This window comes from Gemmatimonadaceae bacterium, from assembly GCA_035633115.1.
GTDB lineage: Bacteria > Gemmatimonadota > Gemmatimonadetes > Gemmatimonadales > Gemmatimonadaceae > UBA4720.
This window is the reverse complement of the sequence record DASQFN010000001.1, coordinates 1-19,074: the sequence shown is the minus strand read 5'-3', so window position 1 is coordinate 19,074 and position 19,074 is coordinate 1. Positions and strand designations below refer to the sequence as shown.

Genomic DNA, 19,074 nt, shown 5'->3' with positions numbered 1-19,074 from the left:
CTCTTTGGATTCTGAATCGACCCTTAGACAATTCTTGATTGTTCCACCATGGTTGGTGCTGCACGTCGTACTCATATATACGGCCACATAACAACCGGTTGCAGCGGACGGTCCGCTGCGCGGCCTGCCGCTGAACCGGAGAGTTAGGCCGAGTCGAGTGCGGATTGCAACAGAGCCGGCTCAGTCCTCCTCTCCTCGTTCGCTGACATCGAACCGCTCGCGCTCTTCGCCCGCGCGCGTGCGATGACACCCCGTGCTGATGGACTATGTTAGGCGTCTCTCGTATTATCGTGGTCGAGAGTTGTACGCTATGGCCATGACGCAGTTAATCCCGATCGACGCGCATGTCTACGAGCTATGGATGAATTCGGGCACCGACCCTTGGCCTGACGGTCAGCTTGGCACGTTCACCGAAGGCGTCCTTCTGTACGGCCCGCGCGGTTGCGGCAAAACCTTCGCCGCCGAGTCCATCTGCACGGAAGGGGCGCGAGAAAAGCTCGAGATCGATGCGGTGGACGTTCTCAAGAAGCCGGACGTCAGCCTCACGAAGCACTTTAACGCTGCGAAGAAGCTGCGGCAGGGCGTCGTCCTCATCGAGGACATCGACAACCTCTTCCCGAGCCTCCGCGCTCATCCGGCGGCGCACTGGTTTCTCCGCGAGCAGCTCAAGCGGCCGACCTTCGGCGGAGCCATCGTCGCATCGGCACGTCGTCCGGAGATGCTGCACGCAGACGAGCTGGATGCCTTCACCTACGTCGTCCCGGTCTTCTACGTCGACCAGCGGTTGCGCGAGGTCGTGATGGTCTCGCACGTCAGAGCGACGCCGATCGCGGCCGACCTTGATTTCCATGAGGTCGCCATCAAGACCGAGTGGTGGTCGGCCAAAGAGCTGAGAGACCTGATGGCGTGGTCGCCGCGTGACGGACGTACGCTCACTCACGAGATGGTCCTGGAGCGCGTGCGGGTGACCGGAGGCAACATCGTCACTGACAGCCGGCGCAAGCGCACGCAGGAGCTGCTCCGCTTCACGGCCGCACATTGCACGAGCAACTACATTCGAGAGAACATCGAGTTCCGATTCGGAACGAGCATACCGATGCCGGCCGAAGTTCCGCCGCCGCCGAACATCACCCTGTCGATCGAGCAGGTCATCATGAGCCAGGAAATCAAGCAGGCGGGAGTGGTAGTGAATCCCGGCGGACAGGCTTCCGGTTTCACCGTCAATCAGACGCTCACTGAAGCGGCCGAGGACATCGACCTCGAAAAACTTGCGCGCGGACTGGTCGCGCTGCGCGCGGCGCTGCAACAGGAGCCCGATACACCTCACAAACCCACGGCGATTGCAGCTGTTACCGAGGCGGAGGTCGCGGCGAAGAGCGGAGACCGATCGAAGGCCATCGGGCTGCTCGCGAAGGCCGGGAAGTGGTCGCTCAGCGTGGCAACCAAAATTGGCGAGAGCGTCGCGGCCGCCGCGATCAAGGCAGCGCTGGATATTAAATAACAGCCGGGTGCGGCGACTCTCGAATGCCAGGATCCCGCGGCCTAACGAGGAGTTGTAGCTGACAGCGCGCCCATGTCGTTGGGTTGAGCGCCTGGCGAGTTAGTCGTTACTTAGAGTTAGTCGCGCCTGTGTAGCTGCACGCCGCAGCTAAACTCCGTCGCGTTAGGCTTTCACTCGCATCGTTGCATGACGGGCTTCCCGAAATCAGGCACTTCGTCCCCGAGCAGCTGCCGCTGGTATCCGCTTCCAAGCGACGGGACGCACTCCAGGCGCTGCGCGAGCGTCGTCGGCGACGGAGCGCGTCATGGCTTGCCTCCGGCGATCAGCCGCTCGAAGCCGGGATGCCCGCGCAGCGGCGCCCACGATGGATCGGCCCGGAGCAGCGCGCGGGAGATGAGATTTCCTGAGGGGAGGCGGAGCGCCTCCGTAAGTCGCGCCACGGCGAGGTCGCGGCGGCCGATCCGCGCGTCGACGTACGCCGCCGTGACCAACGGTTCCGACCGCGGGTTCCGGCGCGCCTCCTGGACGTACTGGTCCACCGCCCTCGCGGCGCCCGCAGCGCGTCCGGTGTACGCGTACGCCTCCGCGAGGATCTCCGCGAGCGTCAGGTGGTGCGGCAAGACCACGAACTCGGTCGATGCGCCCGCGCCGGACTCGTGGCGCCGTGCCGGTTCAGCGAGCGCGATCACCGAATCGGCGTGCGCCCGGGCCCGGTCCGTGCGCCCGGTGAACGCGAAATGGTGCGCCTTCATGAGATGGAACAGCTCCGGCGCGTCCGAGCCGCCCCGCGAGAAGCCGGCCAGCGTCAGCGTGTCTTTGGCAGCGAGCACCGCACGCGGCATCACGCGCCACCAGATCGCGCGCCCCGCGGGGCCAGTCAGCCACCGTGTCAGCGCGGGGACCAGCTGCCCTTGGTCGCCGCGCTCGAGCTCCCGGCGCGCCGCCGCAGTGTCCGCGCGCCAGAGGAGATACGACGACGCCTGGAAGACGCGCACGACCGCGAAGTCCGATGCGAGGACGATCTCGTGCTCGCGGGTACGGATCGCCTCCTGGTACCGCGAGAGGCGGTCGTAGGCGCCCGCGAGCTCCCCCCGAGCGGCCGGCCACCGTGGCTCGAGCAGGGCGGCGCGTTCGTAGCTGGGGATTGCCTCTTCATGGTGCCCGATAAGCTGCTGCACCCACCCCATGTGGAAGTAGACCATGGCGTCGCTCGGCGCGCCCCGCGCCAGCGCCACCAACATCCGGTACGCGCCCGCCGCGTCGCCGTCGGCTTCGACGACCAGCGCGCGCGCGAGCCGCGCGTCAATGTCCGTTGAGTCGAACGCCATCGCACGTGACGCGCTGGCGCGGGCGCGCGCCACCAATCCGGTGTCGGGGCTGTAGAAGCGCTCCGTCAGGTACGCCAGCGCGAGGCGCGCGTGCGCGGCGGCGAACTGTGGATCGAGCGCGACGGCCCGTTGATACTCCGCGATCGTCGCGCGGCGGACCGGTGCGTCGGTCCAATCCGGATCCGCCTCGCGTGCGCGTCCGCGCAGGTACGCGTCGTAGGCGGCGAGATTGGGGGTCGGGCGCGCGGCCACGGCGCTGCGCTCGCGGGGGCGCAGCGCGACGTCCAGCGCGGCCGCCACCTGTTCGGCGACCCGCGCCTGCGTGGCGAAGACGTCGTCGTACGGGCCCTCCTCCGGCTGCGCCCAGACGGTCGACTGGTCGGCGGCGCGCTCCAGCTCCGGGCTCACCCGCACGCGCCCGCCGCCGTTCGGCGCGCGCTCCCAGCGCACGGTGCCCCGCAGCACGTGCGTGGCGCCGAGCTCGCGCGCGATCTGGCGCGCGCCCTTCGTCGTGCCCCTGTACTGCCGCGCGCTCGTGCCACCAATCACTCGCAGACCGCCGATCCCGGCGAGGCGGCTCCGCACTTCCTCCGTTAGTCCGTCCGCAAAATACGCGTCGGCCGGAGGGCCGAGGTTCTCGAACGGCAGCACCGCGAGCACTGGCTGGGCGGACGCCGCGGGGCGCCACGCTCGGGAGACGACCGCCGCGAGCGCGGCGAGCAGCTCGCCGGCCGACTGCGGGCGGCGGTCCGGGTCCTTCTCCAGGCAGCGCATCACCAGCGCGGCGAGTGCAGTCGGGACGCCGGGCGCCCGCTCGGCTAGCGGCGACGGTGCCTCGCTGACATGCGCCGCGAGCAGCCGCTGGGTCGTCGCACGCGCGTCGAACGGGTGGCGCCCCGCGAGCAGCTCGTATGCCACGACGCCCCACGCGTAGATGTCGGCGCGGTGGTCGGTGTCTGGATCGCCTAACGCCTGCTCGGGCGCCATGTAGGCCGGCGTGCCCAACGAGGCGCCGAGCTGCGTGAGCGTGCCTGCCGCGTCCGTCGGCCGCTCCGGGGTGCCCGTGCTCGCCAGGCGCAGTGCCTTGGCGATGCCGAAGTCGGTCACGACGGCGGTGCGGCCCGAGAGGAGGATGTTCTCGGGCTTGATGTCGCGGTGCACGACGCCGCGCCCGTGCGCGTGCTCGAGCGCCGTCGCCACGTCGCGCAGCACGGAGACCGCCTCGACGAGCGGGATCGGCCCCGAGGCGAGCCGCGCGCGCAGCGACTCGCCCTCGACGTAAGGCATCGTGTAGTAGGGCAGCTCCCCGGCCTCCGCCGAGGTCGTGCCCGCCGCGAGCACCGGCACGATGTGCGGCGCCTGCAGCGTCGCCGCGACCCGGATCTCGCGAGCGAAGCGCTCGGCCGAGACTCCCTGCGCTAGCTCCGGTGCGAGCACCTTCACCACGACGAGTCGGCCGAGCGTCTCGTCCCGCGCGACGAACACGCGCGACATACCGCCGCCGCCGAGCTCCCGCTCGACGGTGTACGTCTCGCCCAGTGTCGCCTGCAGGTGCTTGTGCAGATCCGTCGTCACGAGCCCGTCGCGTGGGGATTTACGCGACAAAATAGGCCGCGCGGACGGCTGCGCCAGTTACGGCTCCCAGAGATGGCGCAGTTAGCCGTCTCGCGAGGATTGGAATCAGCTGGCGACTCATTTCGGCGGTGCGCTGCAGCAGGCAGTAATTGCGATCCACGAGGCGCTCCAACGGTACGACCGGCATTTCGGTTACCGGGTTACTAATGAGATAGCTCGTTTCGTCAACCTGGCGATAGAACAATCGAATGGGACTGAATCATCCGCTTGGACCGCGCTGGATCCCTACTGCGTTACCAAAGGAAAGCAAAAGTACGTTCGTGGAGAGCCGTTCCGCGTAGCCTACGAGGGCCTGTTCAAGCGACGTAAGTTCGTTTTCAGTACCCGCAACGAGCCACTCAAAACGGCCGTCAAGAATTATCCGATCTCCACGAACTAGTGGCGTTGTGTGCCCGCGTCGTACCTGAATCCGACTCGCGAGGGCACCGGGAAGCATTTAGATAAAAGAAGTAAAGCCTTGGCGGTTCAACCGGTCCAGCATAGTCCAGGCCTTGCTGCCCGTCCGGGGGAGTCGCGCGGGAACTCCATCGGCTGAAACCAAACGGCCAAACTGGGTGCTCCAACCGTTGGTCCGACGGGAAAATTCGTCGTTTCCGCCCGCAGCGAGGGGATCAATGGTAGTAAGCACTAGCTGCTGAAGCACGTCGATCAGCTCGCTCTGTGTCCCGTAAGTCTTCGGTAGCACTTTTTGCAGTATCGCAAGATCCGGTTCGGATAACGCTGAAGGCTCCTGAACAAGCTGCGACCGCAAGCCGCCGCGCTGGCTTCGGAACCGCACCCTCGAAACTTACGCCGCCCATTTTGTAATCCTGAATCTTGGCGAGCTGCGTATGTCACGCCCTCCTGCTCCGAGAGCAGGAGTGAACCGATACTGCTCGGATCGACACGAGTCGCTCTCGATGAAGACCGCGCCGGCCAACCCTTTTGATATCCGTAGTCAGCGAAGGACACTCACAATTAACGACAATCTGCCGTACTTCCGAGGGAAACCGAGCGTCGGTGCGCTATTTCGTCCGCTGCCGCTTTTTGACAAAAGGTGACGTAGTTCGACCGTTGTTGTTCGGGAATGAATGGAAGGCAGGTGCGTCTCGATCTCCCTCAAAAACTCACTTCGCGCTCGAATCGGATTGGCCCACGACGGCATTCTCTGTAGGAAACGAAATCAGCGGAAGGAGGTCCGCTGGCCACGTCCAGGGATGGACCCGAGAACAGTCATCACTAACTCGGTCGACACAGGATTGTCGAGCAATGCGCGACTCGAGAGACCCCGCGACGCTTGCTGCCATTGCCGAACCGCTGCACCGAGGTGTGTGAGGCCCCAGCGAGACGCCTCAGCTTGCGGCGCGCTTGCTAGTGCGCGCACCTTATTTATCACGCACCGCGTGATCTTATCAACGAGGTCAAGTCGACGATCTGGCGGCAGCGTGAGGGCCCACAATGGAGTGCGCTCGGTCCAGCGTGCAAGGGTACGCAGGTAGCTGGGCAACATTACGAAGAAGCTGCCAACGCCGAGGTAGTCGTCCAGTGTGATGACTTTGTGCGTGAGATGACCTGGGAGAAATAAGGTCTGGTTCGGCTCGACAAAGAACCATTTCGAATATGGCACGGAGAGAAAGCCAGAAATGCTAAAGGCGGCCTGTTTTGTTTCAATTGCGATTCGTTCGCAATCCTCAAGGTTGTGGGATAGCCCACTAAACGTGTCCCACACGAGCCAGAGCTTACGGCCGACGAAACAATGATTGCTGCCATCCGGATCGTCAGTGTGCGAATCGGTAAATACGCCCGCAGAGCTGACAACCATCGTCAGCATCTCTTGCTCAGCGACTGCCCCGCCGGCCTCTGCCAGGATATTGAAATCACTGAGGCACGAGCAGTCGATAGTTTTTGTGAGGGGTGTCCCACGAATGTGCAGGTCGGTGACGCTGACGCGTGCGCGAGAACTGGCCCAACGCCGCACGAGCTCAGCAACGGGGATTCGCGTCAGCTTCCCCGATGGTCCGCATCGCACGAGCACGCGGCTGCGACGGCTGAATCCCTCATCCAGAGCACGCAGCACCGCCTCCCGCGGCCCTACTTTATCCTCGCCCCGCACCGGTACGGGAAGATCCTTGAACAGAACGGGCTTACCCTTCGCCATTGAGGAAAACAGAAGGTTGCGCGAAAACGCGACGGGGCGTAATTCTCGACTTGCCAGCGCCTTGAGCTGACGCGGTGAGGCCATTAGAGTCGGATCGATTTGCCGAGCGTGGTCCCACGTCTGCGCAATCGTTGATCTGATCATGAAAACCTCACTTTTGAAATCCGGGCGTGCGTGAGACGCGCCGTCTCACTTCTCGGTCCGCCGGATGACGGCGTGTGCTCGACCAGCTCACCATCGCTGGCTAAGCAGTTCGACAACCTGAGCGACCACTTGTGCAGCGGCACGTGCCGCCGTTTGCTGGTCGTGCTCTTCGATCTTCGGATCACCCTGCTGTTGTTTCTTGTCACCCTCTGCACGATCAGAAATGCCGCGGACGATCAGGTATGGCGTGCCAACGGACATGCAGAGTAGACCGACCACGTAGCCCTCCTCCTCGATTGCCAGGCCGCCTGGAAACTCGGTCAGGATTTCATTCTTTGCCTGGCGCGCATCCTTGATTCCCGTGCCAGTGACGATTAGTCCCTCGTGAAACTGACCCTCTTCATTGAAAACATGCGCCCCCGCCTCGTGAGCGAGGCGGAACAGGACAGGGTCTGTTGGTATCACCGTCCACGTATGACCCTGAAGAGGGACGCCCGCATTCTGGATCTCCTCACGAACTTTGTCTCGGATGCGAAACGCGGCGAGCGATGTGGCCACCACAACGTGTCCCTTGTCGGGACCTCTGAATTCGCCTGGTTCCCCTGGAAGATCAACGGACCTTCCCAGCGAGCCGGCAATCCCGCATACGATCACCCACTTAGCGTGGTGCTTGTCAATCAGCTTTTGGGTCGCTCCTGTAGCGTCGACTAGCGACTTACCCATGCAAACGACCAAGCGATAGTCTCCGTGATGGATAATGAACGTCACAGCGTCGACCCGCTCAATTGTGGTATTCTTCCCGGCAAATACTCTCTTGATCGCGTCGGCCTCTCGCTCTACGGCGACCACGATGCCGACCGTATTGGCTGCAATGTGCAGTAGTAGAAGCGTGTCGATCATTGAGCGGATCCGCTCCTTTTGCTGCGCATCGAGAGTTGGCCAAAGCGCGTCCAGCACGTTGAGCGACCCCTTTACGTTGTCGCCCATTAACCCCTGACCCAGGGGTCGACTGAGATTCTGACGGCTGTATAGCTCCCTCATCGCCCGATCGACAGTAATGCTGTCCTCGACGTGCAGGGCTCCCTGAAGCACGCGAGCCAAGGCGTACACTTTGTCGGAGGTCTCGATCTCGCTGTCGATCCAGGAGAAGTCCGCAATCGTATTGGCCTGCACGCGCGTTTCCTCCGCACCGAAGTCGGCGACGACCTGACCATAGTGCCACAGGACATGATGGGGTAGGACCACGCGGTTGCGATACTTGAAGTCCTGGATCAGCTCCAGAGCCTGTTTGTGCAGCGGATTAGTCAGCTTGTCGATGGCACGCCCGAAGCGCTTTTGCAACGACTGCAATACTCGAGTTGCGATCACCGCCATTGCGGGTCCGTACCATTCGCCATTGTTGCCAGCGATCGTCAGACCTGTTTTCAGATGTGCCTTGACGCTCTCGAAAAACGAGTTGAGTTCGTAGCCAATCGCCTCATCATCGATGAACTCATCGGGAATTTGCTCCTGGACCTCAATGAATCCTTCAAGAACGGCAGCCCAGTCCCAGAAGTCATCGCCATAGTGCGGCGCTCTGTCCCTCCGACCCGCTCGCAGCTGTCGCCCGGTCTCCACGATGCGAGGCCTCATCCGGTCGAGCACCCGTCGGCGATCCAGATCCGGGTCCGAAAGACAACGGCAAGTCAGGCGAATTGTGTGAGCGTTGGCGACTTCCCGAAAACGACCTGGAAAATTCGGAACGGCGCGCAGATACTCCAGAACATCGAGCAGGCACCGGCCAGCAAGCGCCGTGGATGAGTGTTCGCTGAACCAGTTGTTCTCGGCTGGGTTATTCCGCTGCAGGTCGGATAACGTAAACGGGTCAAATGTCCGCGTAAGCATTGTGATGAGCTCCTTTCTCAACGCATCAAATGGAAGACTCAGCGACTGCCGATTCGGTCTATCGCAGCGGCAACAAGCTCCAACCCCCGATGGAGCGTTTCTGATTCGGTTCCGTAGCCGAGACGAAACCAGTGTAAGTCACGCGCAAACTCAAAGCATCGGCTCCCCGGAGCCAGCAGCACGCCTCGTTGCACAAAACTATCGAACAATGCCGTCTCATCCATCGTCGTGTCGATCACCACGCAAACGGTTGTACCCCCCGCCGGAACTGATATGCGCACGACATCCTCATGGGCGCCGGCCCAATCGGTCACGATGGTTCGATTTGCATGAATCAACTCTGCGCGGCTGAACAACTCCGGCTTTTTGAGGACGGCCGCACCGATTATCACAGTCATGGCACTGAGGGATAACGTGAGGTACTGTTGGACCGTCCGCAGTCGCCTCAGTCGCTCTTGACTGGTCGCTACCCATCCCAAACGTAGCCCCGGAAGTCCATAGGTTTTTGAAAGGCTGCCGATCACCACGACATTCTCGCCGAGCGTGATCGAGGATTCGGTTTCTCCCGGCGCCCGGAAAACCTCATCGACTATGAGGGTGCCGCCGTGCGAGCGGAGCGCTGTATTCACCTGCTCAAGCTCAGGCATCGGCATCACGTTTCCCGTTGGATTATGCGGATTGGTCACAATCAGAGCATTACATCGCTTCGCCAGGGCCAAGACCTGAGCCGGATCCGGCGCCCATCCGCGCGACGGGTCATAATCGTAGAATTCACAATGCAATCCCAGTAGCGTCGCTAACCCGCTAAAGGCTCCGTAACTAGGGCGGGGAACGCCAATGAGTTTGTTTCTGCCGTGAGCGGTCGTCGTAGATAGCTCGTGCATTATTAGTGCGATTCCTTCGGCGGCACCCGACGTCGCAAGCAGATCGATACCCATTGGCGGGTTGCAAAGTAGCCTTAGCCCGGGGAGTAGGTGCGTCTTAGCGTCCGGATACGCCATGGTCAAATGGTCACTCCTGAGTGTGACGTCTTTGGCCTGAAGATCTTTGCCGCTCCAGGGCTGCGCATCGCTCGAGGCGAGATTAATGAGCCCGGGGAGGTGCTCGAACTCGTCGAAGAAATCCTCTAGGTTAAATCGGGTCAGAGAATCGGCGACGGCGCTCATTATCTCGGCAGGTTACAAAGCCAGCCAGTCAAGAGGCAGACAACGACGGCGCGATCCTCCGCTGAGATCACGTAGCAAGGGGAGGAACAAAGTGATCTGTCTTCATTTTGATCAGAAGAGGAGCATTCAGCCACTTGTGAAGGATCCACTTTACGCTGGCAACCAATTGCCGCAATGCCGGTTTCGTATCAGGGAAGTGTTGCTTTTGAACGCGGGCACGTGAACAAATCCGGCGACGGGGGGCCGCCGGAGCGAGGTGTCGTCCGGCCGCAAATGCTTGAGAGGTGGTTGCGCGGTCGCCGAGGCCGCGCTGATAAGTACGAACGCCACCGGCGGCGAATATTGGTGCAAAAGTTGGAATGCTCAGCGTGCGCTTCAAGGTTTCCGGTCCAGCTTACATGTTCTCAGACTCTAATCCGACGGCCAAAAGCAACCGCTCTCGCGCCTGCTCCAAGAGCAGGTGATCCCCGTGAGGTTATTGTTTACGCATGCGCCGGATAAGAAGAAAGGCTCCGCAATGAACGGCACGGCCACATTCCTCCCGACTTGAAGGTTGCCGACACCCCCTTCAGTGGTTTGGCAGATGGATGATCACACGAGTGGGAAGCATATGGTCCTCCGCGGTTATCTTGGAGCGTGGTTCCCTATTCTGGGCAAGACGCAGGACCGGATTGCCTTCATCGATGGCTTTGCCGGTCCAGGGGAATACCGCGATGGCGAGATGGGGTCCCCGATCATCGCTCTCGACACCTACGAGAATCATCCTGCAACCATGCGAGCGAAAGTCAGCTTTCTCTTCATCGAGAAAGAGCAGAGACGTGCCGAGCATCTGCAGACGATGGTTAAGCCCTATCGAGCGAGACTTGGCTCCCGCGTGAACATTGAAGTTGAGCACGGAGCCTTCGACGAAAGCATGTCCCGGCTGTTCGACGCCATCTCTGAGAAAAACGGGGTTCTTATTCCGGCATTCGTCATGGTGGACCCCTTCGGAATATCACAAACGCCGATGAGCGTTATCGCACGCATCCTCAAGAATCCCAAGAGCGAAGTGTATGTGTCGTTCATGTGGGAATTTCTGAACCGCTTTAGAGAACACGAGAACTTCGAGGCGCATCTTGACGAACTGTTCGGGTGTCCGGAGTGGCGTGAAGCCATCGAGATCCCAGACACGAATGCGCGGAAGGCGTTCCTCTTTTCGCTTTACCGCGATTGCCTCAGGCGCGCCGGAGCGAAATACGTCGTTCATTTCGAACTCTATCGCGGTCGAGAAGCCGTCTATGCGATCTTTTTCGCGACAAGCAGCGAGTTGGGATGCGACAAGATGAAGCAGGCGATTTGGAAGGCCGACCCGGTGAGCGGAACCCGGTTCGTCCCGGGAAGCCAGGACGTGCTAGATCTCTTCGCCGACGACATGACCTCTTTTGCCAATGAGATCTTCACGACGATCTCAGGAAAAGGGTGGGTGGCTTTCAACCGTCTTAAGCGGTGGGCGATGACCGACAAGACCGGGTTCCACAGTGGCCAGCTCAAGGGCGCCCTCAGAACTCTCGAGGCCGACGATCGGATTGACGTTGCCCCGGGAACCAGGAAGAGGGCGGCAACCTTTCCCGACGGTACAATGCTGAGGGCGCGAACCTAGGCTACGGCGACGAGGTCGAACAGTTCTAGATCGGCCGCCGCCGGCAGGGCTTCCGGGTACTCGTTCCACTCGCGGCCATCCAACTCTCGTCCACCTGCTTTCGGCGTCCGGCCGCCCCACTGTTTCCAGAAAAACGCTACGTGCTGCCTTCTGCACGAGTCGCGTAGACCGCGAGCCCACTCGGGCATACACGTCCGATAACCGGAGCCGCTCTCGCCGCCGCCAATTACCCAATGAATCTCGTCGAGGTTGAGAAGATCGAGTGGCCCTAGCAGAGGCTCGGCTGAGATGAAGCGGACATCGGCCGGCACCTGACGTAGCACATCGGCACGGCGTGCAACGTCCATGTTCTCGATCGACGTTCCAAACCAGATATTCGGCGTGAAGGTGAGGTGCTCGGCGAGACGTAGGGCTCGCTCCGGCCTTTTTGTAAGCACCTGAAACTGGTGCTGCAGGTTGTCGTTCATCACTTCGAACACGCGTTGGATCTGCTCGACGGAGAAGTGCGCGTGGAAGACGTCCGACATGCTGTTGACGAACACGCGCTTCGGCACGCGCCAGCCGTAGGGTTTTGCGAGCCGATCAGGCCAGAAGCGAGGGGCGAACGGGTCTTCTCGATTCTCTTGTGTGTCCTTCACCGGGAGCTGGCGGAGATAAGTCTCCCGGGTCTTCGTATGGGCGAGCGTAAACGCGTAGCAGTGGTCGCAGCCGGTGGAGATTTTCGTGCAACCAGTCATAGGGTTCCACGTTTCGTCTGTCCATTCTATGCGCGTTGCCATTTTCTCCCCAATGAAGCGGGTCCTGCCCTGACCGAAAGTTACCCGAATCGCGATCATAGTCGCAGGTTGCGAGCGGAAAGTCTATAGAGTCTCGGGAAATCGAAGCTTCGATCCGTACTTTCCGAAGGCGGAGGAAGCGCCTAGCAGTGACCGCAGGCCGCTGAAACACGAGCTGCGGCATAATTTGGCGTGGCCGCACCGGATGCGAGGAGCGAAGCGTGATCGCTCGAGCCGTCCGCGGAGGGTGCATCCAGATTTCGCCGGTCAATACTACTATGACGTCTCTGCGTCAGCTCTAACTTGCGCCTGTTCCGAGAGCAGGCGAGAGCAAATCCTTAGTCAGAAACCGATGCCGAGAATCTCATATGGTGTCGCGTATTGCTCTCACGACATTCATCAGTTCGTCGAACGGCAAGCTGCCCCTGAAGTACATAGCTTGCTCTAGTGGGCTTTCATAATTCGCACGTAAAAGACGCAGCTGAGTTGTAGTTGGAGTGAGCGCCAAGCTTTCCCGAATCTTCAACGAACTCGGATCGATATTCGCGCCAAAGAAAGCATTGCTGACTTCAGCCGCGGCGACGAGAAGAGATTGCATTGCACCGCTCGAAATGGCGTTTTTTACATCTTCACTTTTCTTGAACATCTGGGCGACATCGTAGTAATGCCGGGTCGGGACTCGCTGCGCGCCTTCATCTCCTTTCGCCATTGCCACGTGCAAGAGAAGAATTTTCTCCGCGAAAGTTCGTTCGGGCTTAAGAAGATCCATCTCAAATCCTGAGAGATCGGCCGCGTAGTCGGCAAGTGCGTCTCGAGCGTCCGTTTGCGTGGCTACGAATTCTCCAATGAGCGAATTCAGAGCGCGGCGCGCGTGTGGTTGTCCGCCCCCTCTAAAACCCATCTCAACCAAAACCCATTCAGTATTGGCGGCACCGCGCTTTGCTTCATTACCAGGGAGCGGATATCGAATATTGCAATGGTATGAATCACGCATGTAGTGAAAGTTCCAAAGGTCGCGATCGACCGTTGCCTGCGCCGGAAGCACCAGTGGTGTTTCACTTTCGATACGCGCTCTGAGCGCTCGAAATTGCCGCGCTCTTTCCTTGGGCCGTTCCGGCATTGCACCGAAATTCGACCCAGTTAAGAGGAGGTCGACGTCTTCGGAGAAGCGATCTATGAGGCCCCAACCCTTCGAAAGACTCGTACCTCCTTTGAAGATCACTGTGCCGTGGCGAGCGACGTCCCCTGCAATTGCCCGTAACACTCGGGTTACCCAGTAATCCTTCCGGATGAGATCCGGCAAGATGCCGTAGTATTCCGCGGTTGCGCGAACCGCAGGATCGAATTCTTTCGAATTCCACAGATTCAGCGAATCTGCCATCGAGCGGCCACTTCGCCAAGCGCGTCTTCGACACCTCGAATATGAAATTTGGTCGATGAATTAAGACCTTCGCGAAGGTCTTTCAGTACATCGAGTGGCACCCTCCGTCCGACATTTGTATGGCGGAGTCGCTCGCCTAGCGCCCCAAGTAAGGCTCGTACTCGTGGTGGTTCGGCCTCTGCGTATCTAGCCAGACGCGAAAAATCGAGATCACCCGCTCGAACCAGCGTTCCAATGCGTCGTAAGATGTCGGCGGGATGCGCGTCAGGAATACGCGTGATGTCCCTGAGTGCATCGAGGGCCGTGCGTTCTTCTGTCCGAATTCCTTTTTGTTTATCCAGGGGCCGCAACGCGGTCGACAATCGCACACCTGGAACACTATTTGGGGGAATACGGGTTAGCGTGGCTCGGGAAACCACTCCACTCGCTTGCGTCGTGAGCCCAAGTCGGCTGTATGCTCCAATTCCGCTCGGCATCGACGATTCCCCTCTGGCGCGCAGGACAGCATCCGTGAGCGCGCTTGGATCAGGCTTCATGACGCCGAAGATCGTTTTTCTTGGTCGGTAATACACTCCTCGGCGAACCCTTGTGAGTTCCCCAGATTTTGCCATCCGGGAAAGGGTGGCGGCGACGGCGCTTCTATTAGCGTTTGGAAAGTCAGCATTAGTCCAAAGGCGATCTGTGCCCCCCCGATAAATGCGAGAACGCACACGATGTGCGATTGAGTCCTCCTTGCGCCGATTCATAGCTCGGAAGGTGTTATAAGACCGAAATAATGTCAAGTTTTCTACGTATAAAACTTGACATTATGCAGAGGAACTGCGCCTAACGATTTTGGAAACGAACATGGACGAGCGACAAGATTGGAAGATGGTCTTTAGACTACCCGAGGGTGAAGCTCAAAGCCCTTGTCCTATTAAACCTTGGCCTGATCCATTCGGCAAGTCAGTCCACAAGGATTCACAACAAACCCCCCCCACGCAAAACGTTGCAGGGGCTGTATTTAGTAAGTCGGGGCGACTGGATTTGAACCAGCGACCTCCTGCTCCCGAAGCAGGTCAATACACTAACCAACTACTACATTCTGCCGGACTCTAGAGGGAAACCGGGCGTCGGTTCCGGAGTTTCCCGACATCAATGCCGTACTCTGCCGGAAGAAACGCACCCCCAAACACACCCCGCCCATGGCTGGCTATCAGTCGGCACAACGATCGCGGCCAGCAATCAAGTTCGGCATGCGAAACAACTCGAGTATCATCCGCGGGCGTCTGTCCTTGTTTACGGAGTTACGGTCGCGTCACTCGGACGTTGTCGAAATGCGCGACTGGATATTCTCGCTTAGCGCCAGTCACATTCGCCGCGACCGCGGACAGCATGACCTGAAACGGCCCGTGAAGCGTCACCCTGGCCGAGTGCTGTATCACTCCGTCCCGCTCCCATCGAGCAGATCCATCACTCGCGACTATGAAACGATACGCGTGGAATCCTCCATCCGGCGATACCGCTCTGATTGACGAAGAGCAGCTCGCGGCAGCTGGATTGCAGATCGTGTAATTGTCAGTCGCCTGATCGGAGGAAAACTTCACAGCGGCCCACGGTGTCGTGCCCGCTCCGGTGACCGGTTGGAGATGGGCATCGACCGTTACAGTCGCGCTCAGTCCGTCAGCTAGAGCTAAGCTAGTTCCAGTGATAACGCCCGCGGACGTAGGGTCACATTGATCAAGCTTGGGATCAGTGAAAGGTACCGGGAGGCAAGAATTATAGAGGGCCAGCGACGGGCGAGGGTTCCCGATTGTAGTGTCCCGGTTGCTGCTGCCGCGAAAACCATGGAAGTATATGAGCTCAAACCAGCTAGCGCCCGAAGACTTGTCTGTGAAGTCATCGCTGAACATCACGACTTGCGGTATGCTGGCGTCCGTCGCACCTCCGCACCCGCCAACAGCGAGTAACACTGCAAATACAGGTAAGCCGCCGATCAATCTCTTCCGCATTGGGTCCTTGGTCAGCGCTAATGTACAGCAAATCCTCGCTCCATCCGCCCGTCCCCAATTCCATTTCAGCTCTGACGGCTTGGCGCTTAAGCGGTTAGCATCTGCGATCGCTGAGTGCTATGAGCTTAACAGTTTGGAACTCTTCCTCCGCCGCACCGGCGACCGGAAATCAATGACGGCGCGCACAGTCGAGATCTCAGCCTTGTTCTCCCTCCATGTTCGACTGTGACCATTAGTTTTTTCGCCGGATCCTACCAACTCCTGGGCAACGCCCTTTCCTTCTCTATTGCTAGAGCACCCTCCAGGGTCTACTATCGTTTCGCGAAAAAATCGGCTCCTGCGCAGCAAACTGCTCATTTCGCTCTGACGCCTGCCGCCGACGCCACCCCGAACTGAGACATCAGGAACTGGTCTGAAGCCAGCAGCCTGTTTTCGGTAGCTCTCTATCCACCATCGGATCAGCGGGAGGTCGACGCTATGCATCGTATCATGCGCGTTTCCTCGTCGGTGTTCGGATTTCTCATCGCGTTATTGCTCTGTGCGAGCCCGCGGCAAGCTTCAGCACAAAATCAGAAGTATTATGCCGATTGGTGGTGTAGTGGCCAACGGCAGTGCGAGGCGGTGATGGGTAAAAGTAGCGGCACTGCGGGACCATTCGACTCATCAGCCGAGTGCGAGCAATGGCGCCGAACGTATATCCTTACTTCTAAATGCAACGGAAGCGGATCGGGCGGTGGGGGACACTCAAACCCCGGCCCAATCCCGTTCCCCCAGTCGATCATCGTGTACCCTGTTGCCGTAGCGGGGCTAGCAACAATTTTTGGGCAAGGAGGGGCGGAATTGGGTGGTGGCATCACCGCGGATCTGGTGGTCGCCTTCGGCATGCGGGATCACTCGATCTCTAGACCGGTAGCCGTCATACTCGGCACCCTCGCTACTGCAACGGCCGGGGTTGGCGTTGCCAGGGTCAAGCAGGCGTACGACTACCCTAACCCGGCCTGTGAAGAAGTTACTGCTGAGCCGGATTGCCCGGTGGTGGCACCAGATGCTCCAGCAGCCTCGATCACAGGCGGTGCCTTAATCGGGGGGGCGCTAGGGTTCGTGAGCTTTATGGCGGAAGCCGTCGCGGTGGGTCCCGCGAATTTTCGGACGCTTCCAGGAGTGATTCGCGCCCTCGCGCGGCTCCATATTCGCGCAAGTAGTCGAGGGGTAAGTGGGAGCTTGGCATGGTGACCGCTCGCTTTGAAAATTCCGTTCGGCCCGTTTGTCTTTTCATCGCTTTCGCCTGCGTTACAAGCGCACTCGAGGCTCAGGATTCAAGCAAGGCGCGGGACACTGACGTTCCGATGATTCCCCAGACACTCCCGTTATCAGCGCGGAACCAACTGACAGTGGCACGCGCTGGCCTAATTGATTCTTTGCTGGCCCACAACCGGTGGGTGAACGACTTCATGCCGCGCTGCGGGAGAATTCCGGCAGACGAGACCGAGCGGATTAGAGCGTGTGGGAAGGAGTTTCAGCTGATCTTCGCCGACTCGGTGGCGTTGGTTCAACGAAAGGCACGTTTCTCCGCGCAGCTTGATTCAGCGGTAGCCGCAGATGCGCCTTGCGCGACTTTCGCAAAGCAATTGGAACGCGACAAAGAAGCGCTCCGAAGACAACAACGGACGAACGAAATGGGTGTGGCGGAGATTGACGCTTGGAGGGAGGCAAACGAGGAAGCGAAGAAAGAAGCGCTTGCGGACGGGGCGAAATTCGCCTTTTCTCATGTAGCTAGTGCACTCGAAAAGCGCGAAGGGGCTGCCCGCGCTTACAAGGGATGGATGACCCGGTATGCGAAGCAGATGAAGCAGCACCACGTTCCTTTTGAGGCGCTGCAAGGGAAGATAGAAACAGCGATGCGCGGTTATATGAACGCCAAGCTGCAGGTCGTCGGTGGTACAGTGCTGAGCAAGGGCATGGAGGCCGAGGAAATCTTCGAGAATTTTCGAACGCAAGCTGGGCTCGTCGCGCGCGAAGCGACCCCAGCCGACGCTGCGATGAATGCGGCGCTAAATGATCCGACGTTTCAGAAGTTTGTACGGTCTGATGCCACTAATTGGGATTTCCTCCGCTCCAAGCTTGACGTGTTCTCGTCGGCTGGGGAACTCAAGCGCCTCTCACCTCACTATGCGCTGGCATCGTTACTGGTCGACGGTTCGTACGACGCGACCAAGTGGACCGCGAGTCGGAATCGTCTAATGCAGCAGTACCACCTGAGCGATGCTGAACTTACAGCCGTGACTTCGTTGCAGCATCAGATTGTGCGAACGCTGACGAAGCTTAAGCAATGTCGCGGCGAGTAGGGAACATCGGCAAGCTCAGTATCTGGTTCAATTACAAAGTGCAGATCCGAGTTGTTGCTCATGGCCAAGCTCGTCGCGGTCGACTGGGACGGGCAGGAAAAGAGAATTGACTCTGCGCAGGATTATAATCTCCGCCCATATTCGCAGCGTCGATCGCTTTGCAGCAAGTCGTCGCGCGGTGTCGGCAAGCTCAAGAATGCACCCTGCGCCAACTTTGCTAATCCAAATCCGAGCCGCACGATGTCACTAACATGTTAGAACAACACCTCAAGTACCTGAAGGCTTTGGAAGCCCAGTTTACAGTGCGCAGAAAGCTTACGGACGGTACCGTCATCGACCGGTTCTCGCCCGGAGAGGAGTTAGCGATATCTGAGTTTATAGCAATCAGTTCGGCGGGAGGTTCAGCAACTTTCCGCACAGCGCGGATGGGGCCGATATGATGGCGATGCTTCGCTATCTCGTGATGGCGTACTGGGAGGAGAAGAAACCGAAGGACGACAAACCGAAGCGGCACCCCGACATGCATCCGGGCTTCGAGAAGATCAACGGACAAATAGCCGTCAGAGACGAGCGGCGTCATCAGCCCTCGGAGGAATACCGAATTCCTGTGACACAACGGTACGCCACTGTATTGTCACCCGCCGGTGATCATCGGCGTGCGTTCGCGAATTGGCTGCTCCGCGTGCTCCAGCATCCACCACGCGACATCCGCGCGTGAAATCCCGGCGGTCATCGGGAAGCTCTCCGCGATCTTCACGCGTCGAGTGAGCGGACCACTGGTGAGTCGCGTCGGGCGCGGGCAGCACCAATCAAGTCCCGAGTTCCCAAACACGTGCTCCATCGCTCCGAGATCGCGATAGCCGATGCCGACGCTCGATTTCGCAACGAAGAATTTCATCAGGAGATTCATGCGCGGCGCGCTCTCCGCGACACCCGCCGCGCTTACGGCGACCACGCGCGCGAGGCCGTGCTCCCGCATCGCGTTCACGAGCATCGCCGCCGTGCGTGCGGCGAAGTCCGGCGGCGAGGCGAGTGCGCTCCACGGATTCGCCGGATGCATTCGCTTCGGGCCGAGCGCTGACAGCACAACTTCGTGACCGTGCACGTGCTCGTCGAAACAACCCGGTCGCAACACATCATCAATCAC

At 59.8% G+C, this 19,074-nt stretch carries 11 protein-coding genes and 1 tRNA gene; 3 read left to right on the top strand and 9 right to left on the bottom strand.

Features of this window, described 5'->3' with window-relative positions:
- Positions 1–316: 316 nt before the first annotated feature.
- Positions 317–1,501, top strand: coding sequence for an AAA family ATPase (locus VES88_00060; GenBank protein HYN79865.1), 1,185 nt, complete (start codon positions 317–319; stop codon positions 1,499–1,501).
- Between the two features lie 302 nt (positions 1,502–1,803).
- Here the strand turns inward: VES88_00060 and VES88_00055 are convergent, their stop codons facing one another.
- The 5 genes from VES88_00055 to VES88_00035 form a co-directional block, all read right to left on the bottom strand.
- Entirely contained in the window at positions 1,804–4,404 is a 2,601-nt protein-coding gene (locus VES88_00055) for a protein kinase (protein HYN79864.1), read from the bottom strand.
- A 1,222-nt stretch (positions 4,405–5,626) separates the two neighbouring features.
- A complete protein-coding gene (locus VES88_00050) occupies positions 5,627–6,745 on the bottom strand; it encodes a hypothetical protein (protein HYN79863.1) in 1,119 nt (372 codons plus the stop codon).
- Between the two features lie 87 nt (positions 6,746–6,832).
- A complete protein-coding gene (locus VES88_00045) occupies positions 6,833–8,629 on the bottom strand; it encodes a 5'-methylthioadenosine/S-adenosylhomocysteine nucleosidase (GenBank protein HYN79862.1) in 1,797 nt (598 codons plus the stop codon).
- Positions 8,630–8,667: 38 nt separating this feature from the next.
- A complete protein-coding gene (locus VES88_00040) occupies positions 8,668–9,795 on the bottom strand; it encodes a pyridoxal phosphate-dependent aminotransferase (protein HYN79861.1) in 1,128 nt (375 codons plus the stop codon).
- A gap of 67 nt (positions 9,796–9,862) precedes the next feature.
- Entirely contained in the window at positions 9,863–10,174 is a 312-nt protein-coding gene (locus tag VES88_00035; protein ID HYN79860.1) for a hypothetical protein, read from the bottom strand.
- Positions 10,175–10,378: 204 nt separating this feature from the next.
- On the opposite strand from VES88_00035, the gene VES88_00030 reads away from it, so the two are divergent.
- Positions 10,379–11,434 carry a three-Cys-motif partner protein TcmP gene (locus tag VES88_00030; GenBank protein HYN79859.1) on the top strand — a complete coding sequence of 352 codons (1,056 nt, stop codon included), beginning with the start codon at positions 10,379–10,381 and terminating at the stop codon, positions 11,432–11,434.
- Here the strand turns inward: VES88_00030 and VES88_00025 are convergent.
- The 3 genes from VES88_00025 to VES88_00015 form a co-directional block, all read right to left on the bottom strand.
- Positions 11,431–12,213 carry a phage Gp37/Gp68 family protein gene (locus VES88_00025; protein ID HYN79858.1) on the bottom strand — a complete coding sequence of 261 codons (783 nt, stop codon included), beginning with the start codon at positions 12,211–12,213 and terminating at the stop codon, positions 11,431–11,433. The two genes, VES88_00030 and VES88_00025, sit on opposite strands and share 4 nt — an antisense overlap.
- A gap of 361 nt (positions 12,214–12,574) precedes the next feature.
- Positions 12,575–13,591, bottom strand: coding sequence for a nucleotidyl transferase AbiEii/AbiGii toxin family protein (locus tag VES88_00020; GenBank protein HYN79857.1), 1,017 nt, complete (start codon positions 13,589–13,591; stop codon positions 12,575–12,577).
- 1,011 nt (positions 13,592–14,602) lie between these two features.
- Positions 14,603–14,678 (bottom strand) — tRNA-Leu (locus VES88_00015).
- A gap of 2,580 nt (positions 14,679–17,258) precedes the next feature.
- Here VES88_00015 and VES88_00010 point away from each other — a divergent pair.
- Entirely contained in the window at positions 17,259–17,927 is a 669-nt protein-coding gene (locus VES88_00010; GenBank protein ID HYN79856.1) for a hypothetical protein, read from the top strand.
- Positions 17,928–18,561: 634 nt separating this feature from the next.
- Here VES88_00010 and VES88_00005 read toward each other — a convergent pair.
- Positions 18,562–19,074, bottom strand: a 513-nt coding sequence (locus tag VES88_00005) for an NAD(P)H-binding protein (GenBank protein HYN79855.1), incomplete at its 5' end; no start/stop codon positions are given.

Excerpts from the sequence above, each read along its gene's own strand:
- VES88_00060 (HYN79865.1), top strand. The coding sequence starts at position 317 with ATGACGCAGTTAATCCCGATCGACGCGCATGTCTACGAGCTATGGATG.
- VES88_00050 (HYN79863.1), bottom strand. The coding sequence starts at position 6,745 with ATGATCAGATCAACGATTGCGCAGACGTGGGACCACGCTCGGCAAATC.
- VES88_00045 (HYN79862.1), bottom strand. The coding sequence starts at position 8,629 with ATGCTTACGCGGACATTTGACCCGTTTACGTTATCCGACCTGCAGCGG.
- VES88_00040 (HYN79861.1), bottom strand. The coding sequence starts at position 9,795 with ATGAGCGCCGTCGCCGATTCTCTGACCCGATTTAACCTAGAGGATTTC.
- VES88_00030 (HYN79859.1), top strand. The coding sequence starts at position 10,379 with ATGGATGATCACACGAGTGGGAAGCATATGGTCCTCCGCGGTTATCTT.
- VES88_00025 (HYN79858.1), bottom strand. The coding sequence starts at position 12,213 with ATGGCAACGCGCATAGAATGGACAGACGAAACGTGGAACCCTATGACT.
- VES88_00020 (HYN79857.1), bottom strand. The coding sequence starts at position 13,591 with ATGGCAGATTCGCTGAATCTGTGGAATTCGAAAGAATTCGATCCTGCG.
- VES88_00010 (HYN79856.1), top strand. The coding sequence starts at position 17,259 with ATGGGTGTGGCGGAGATTGACGCTTGGAGGGAGGCAAACGAGGAAGCG.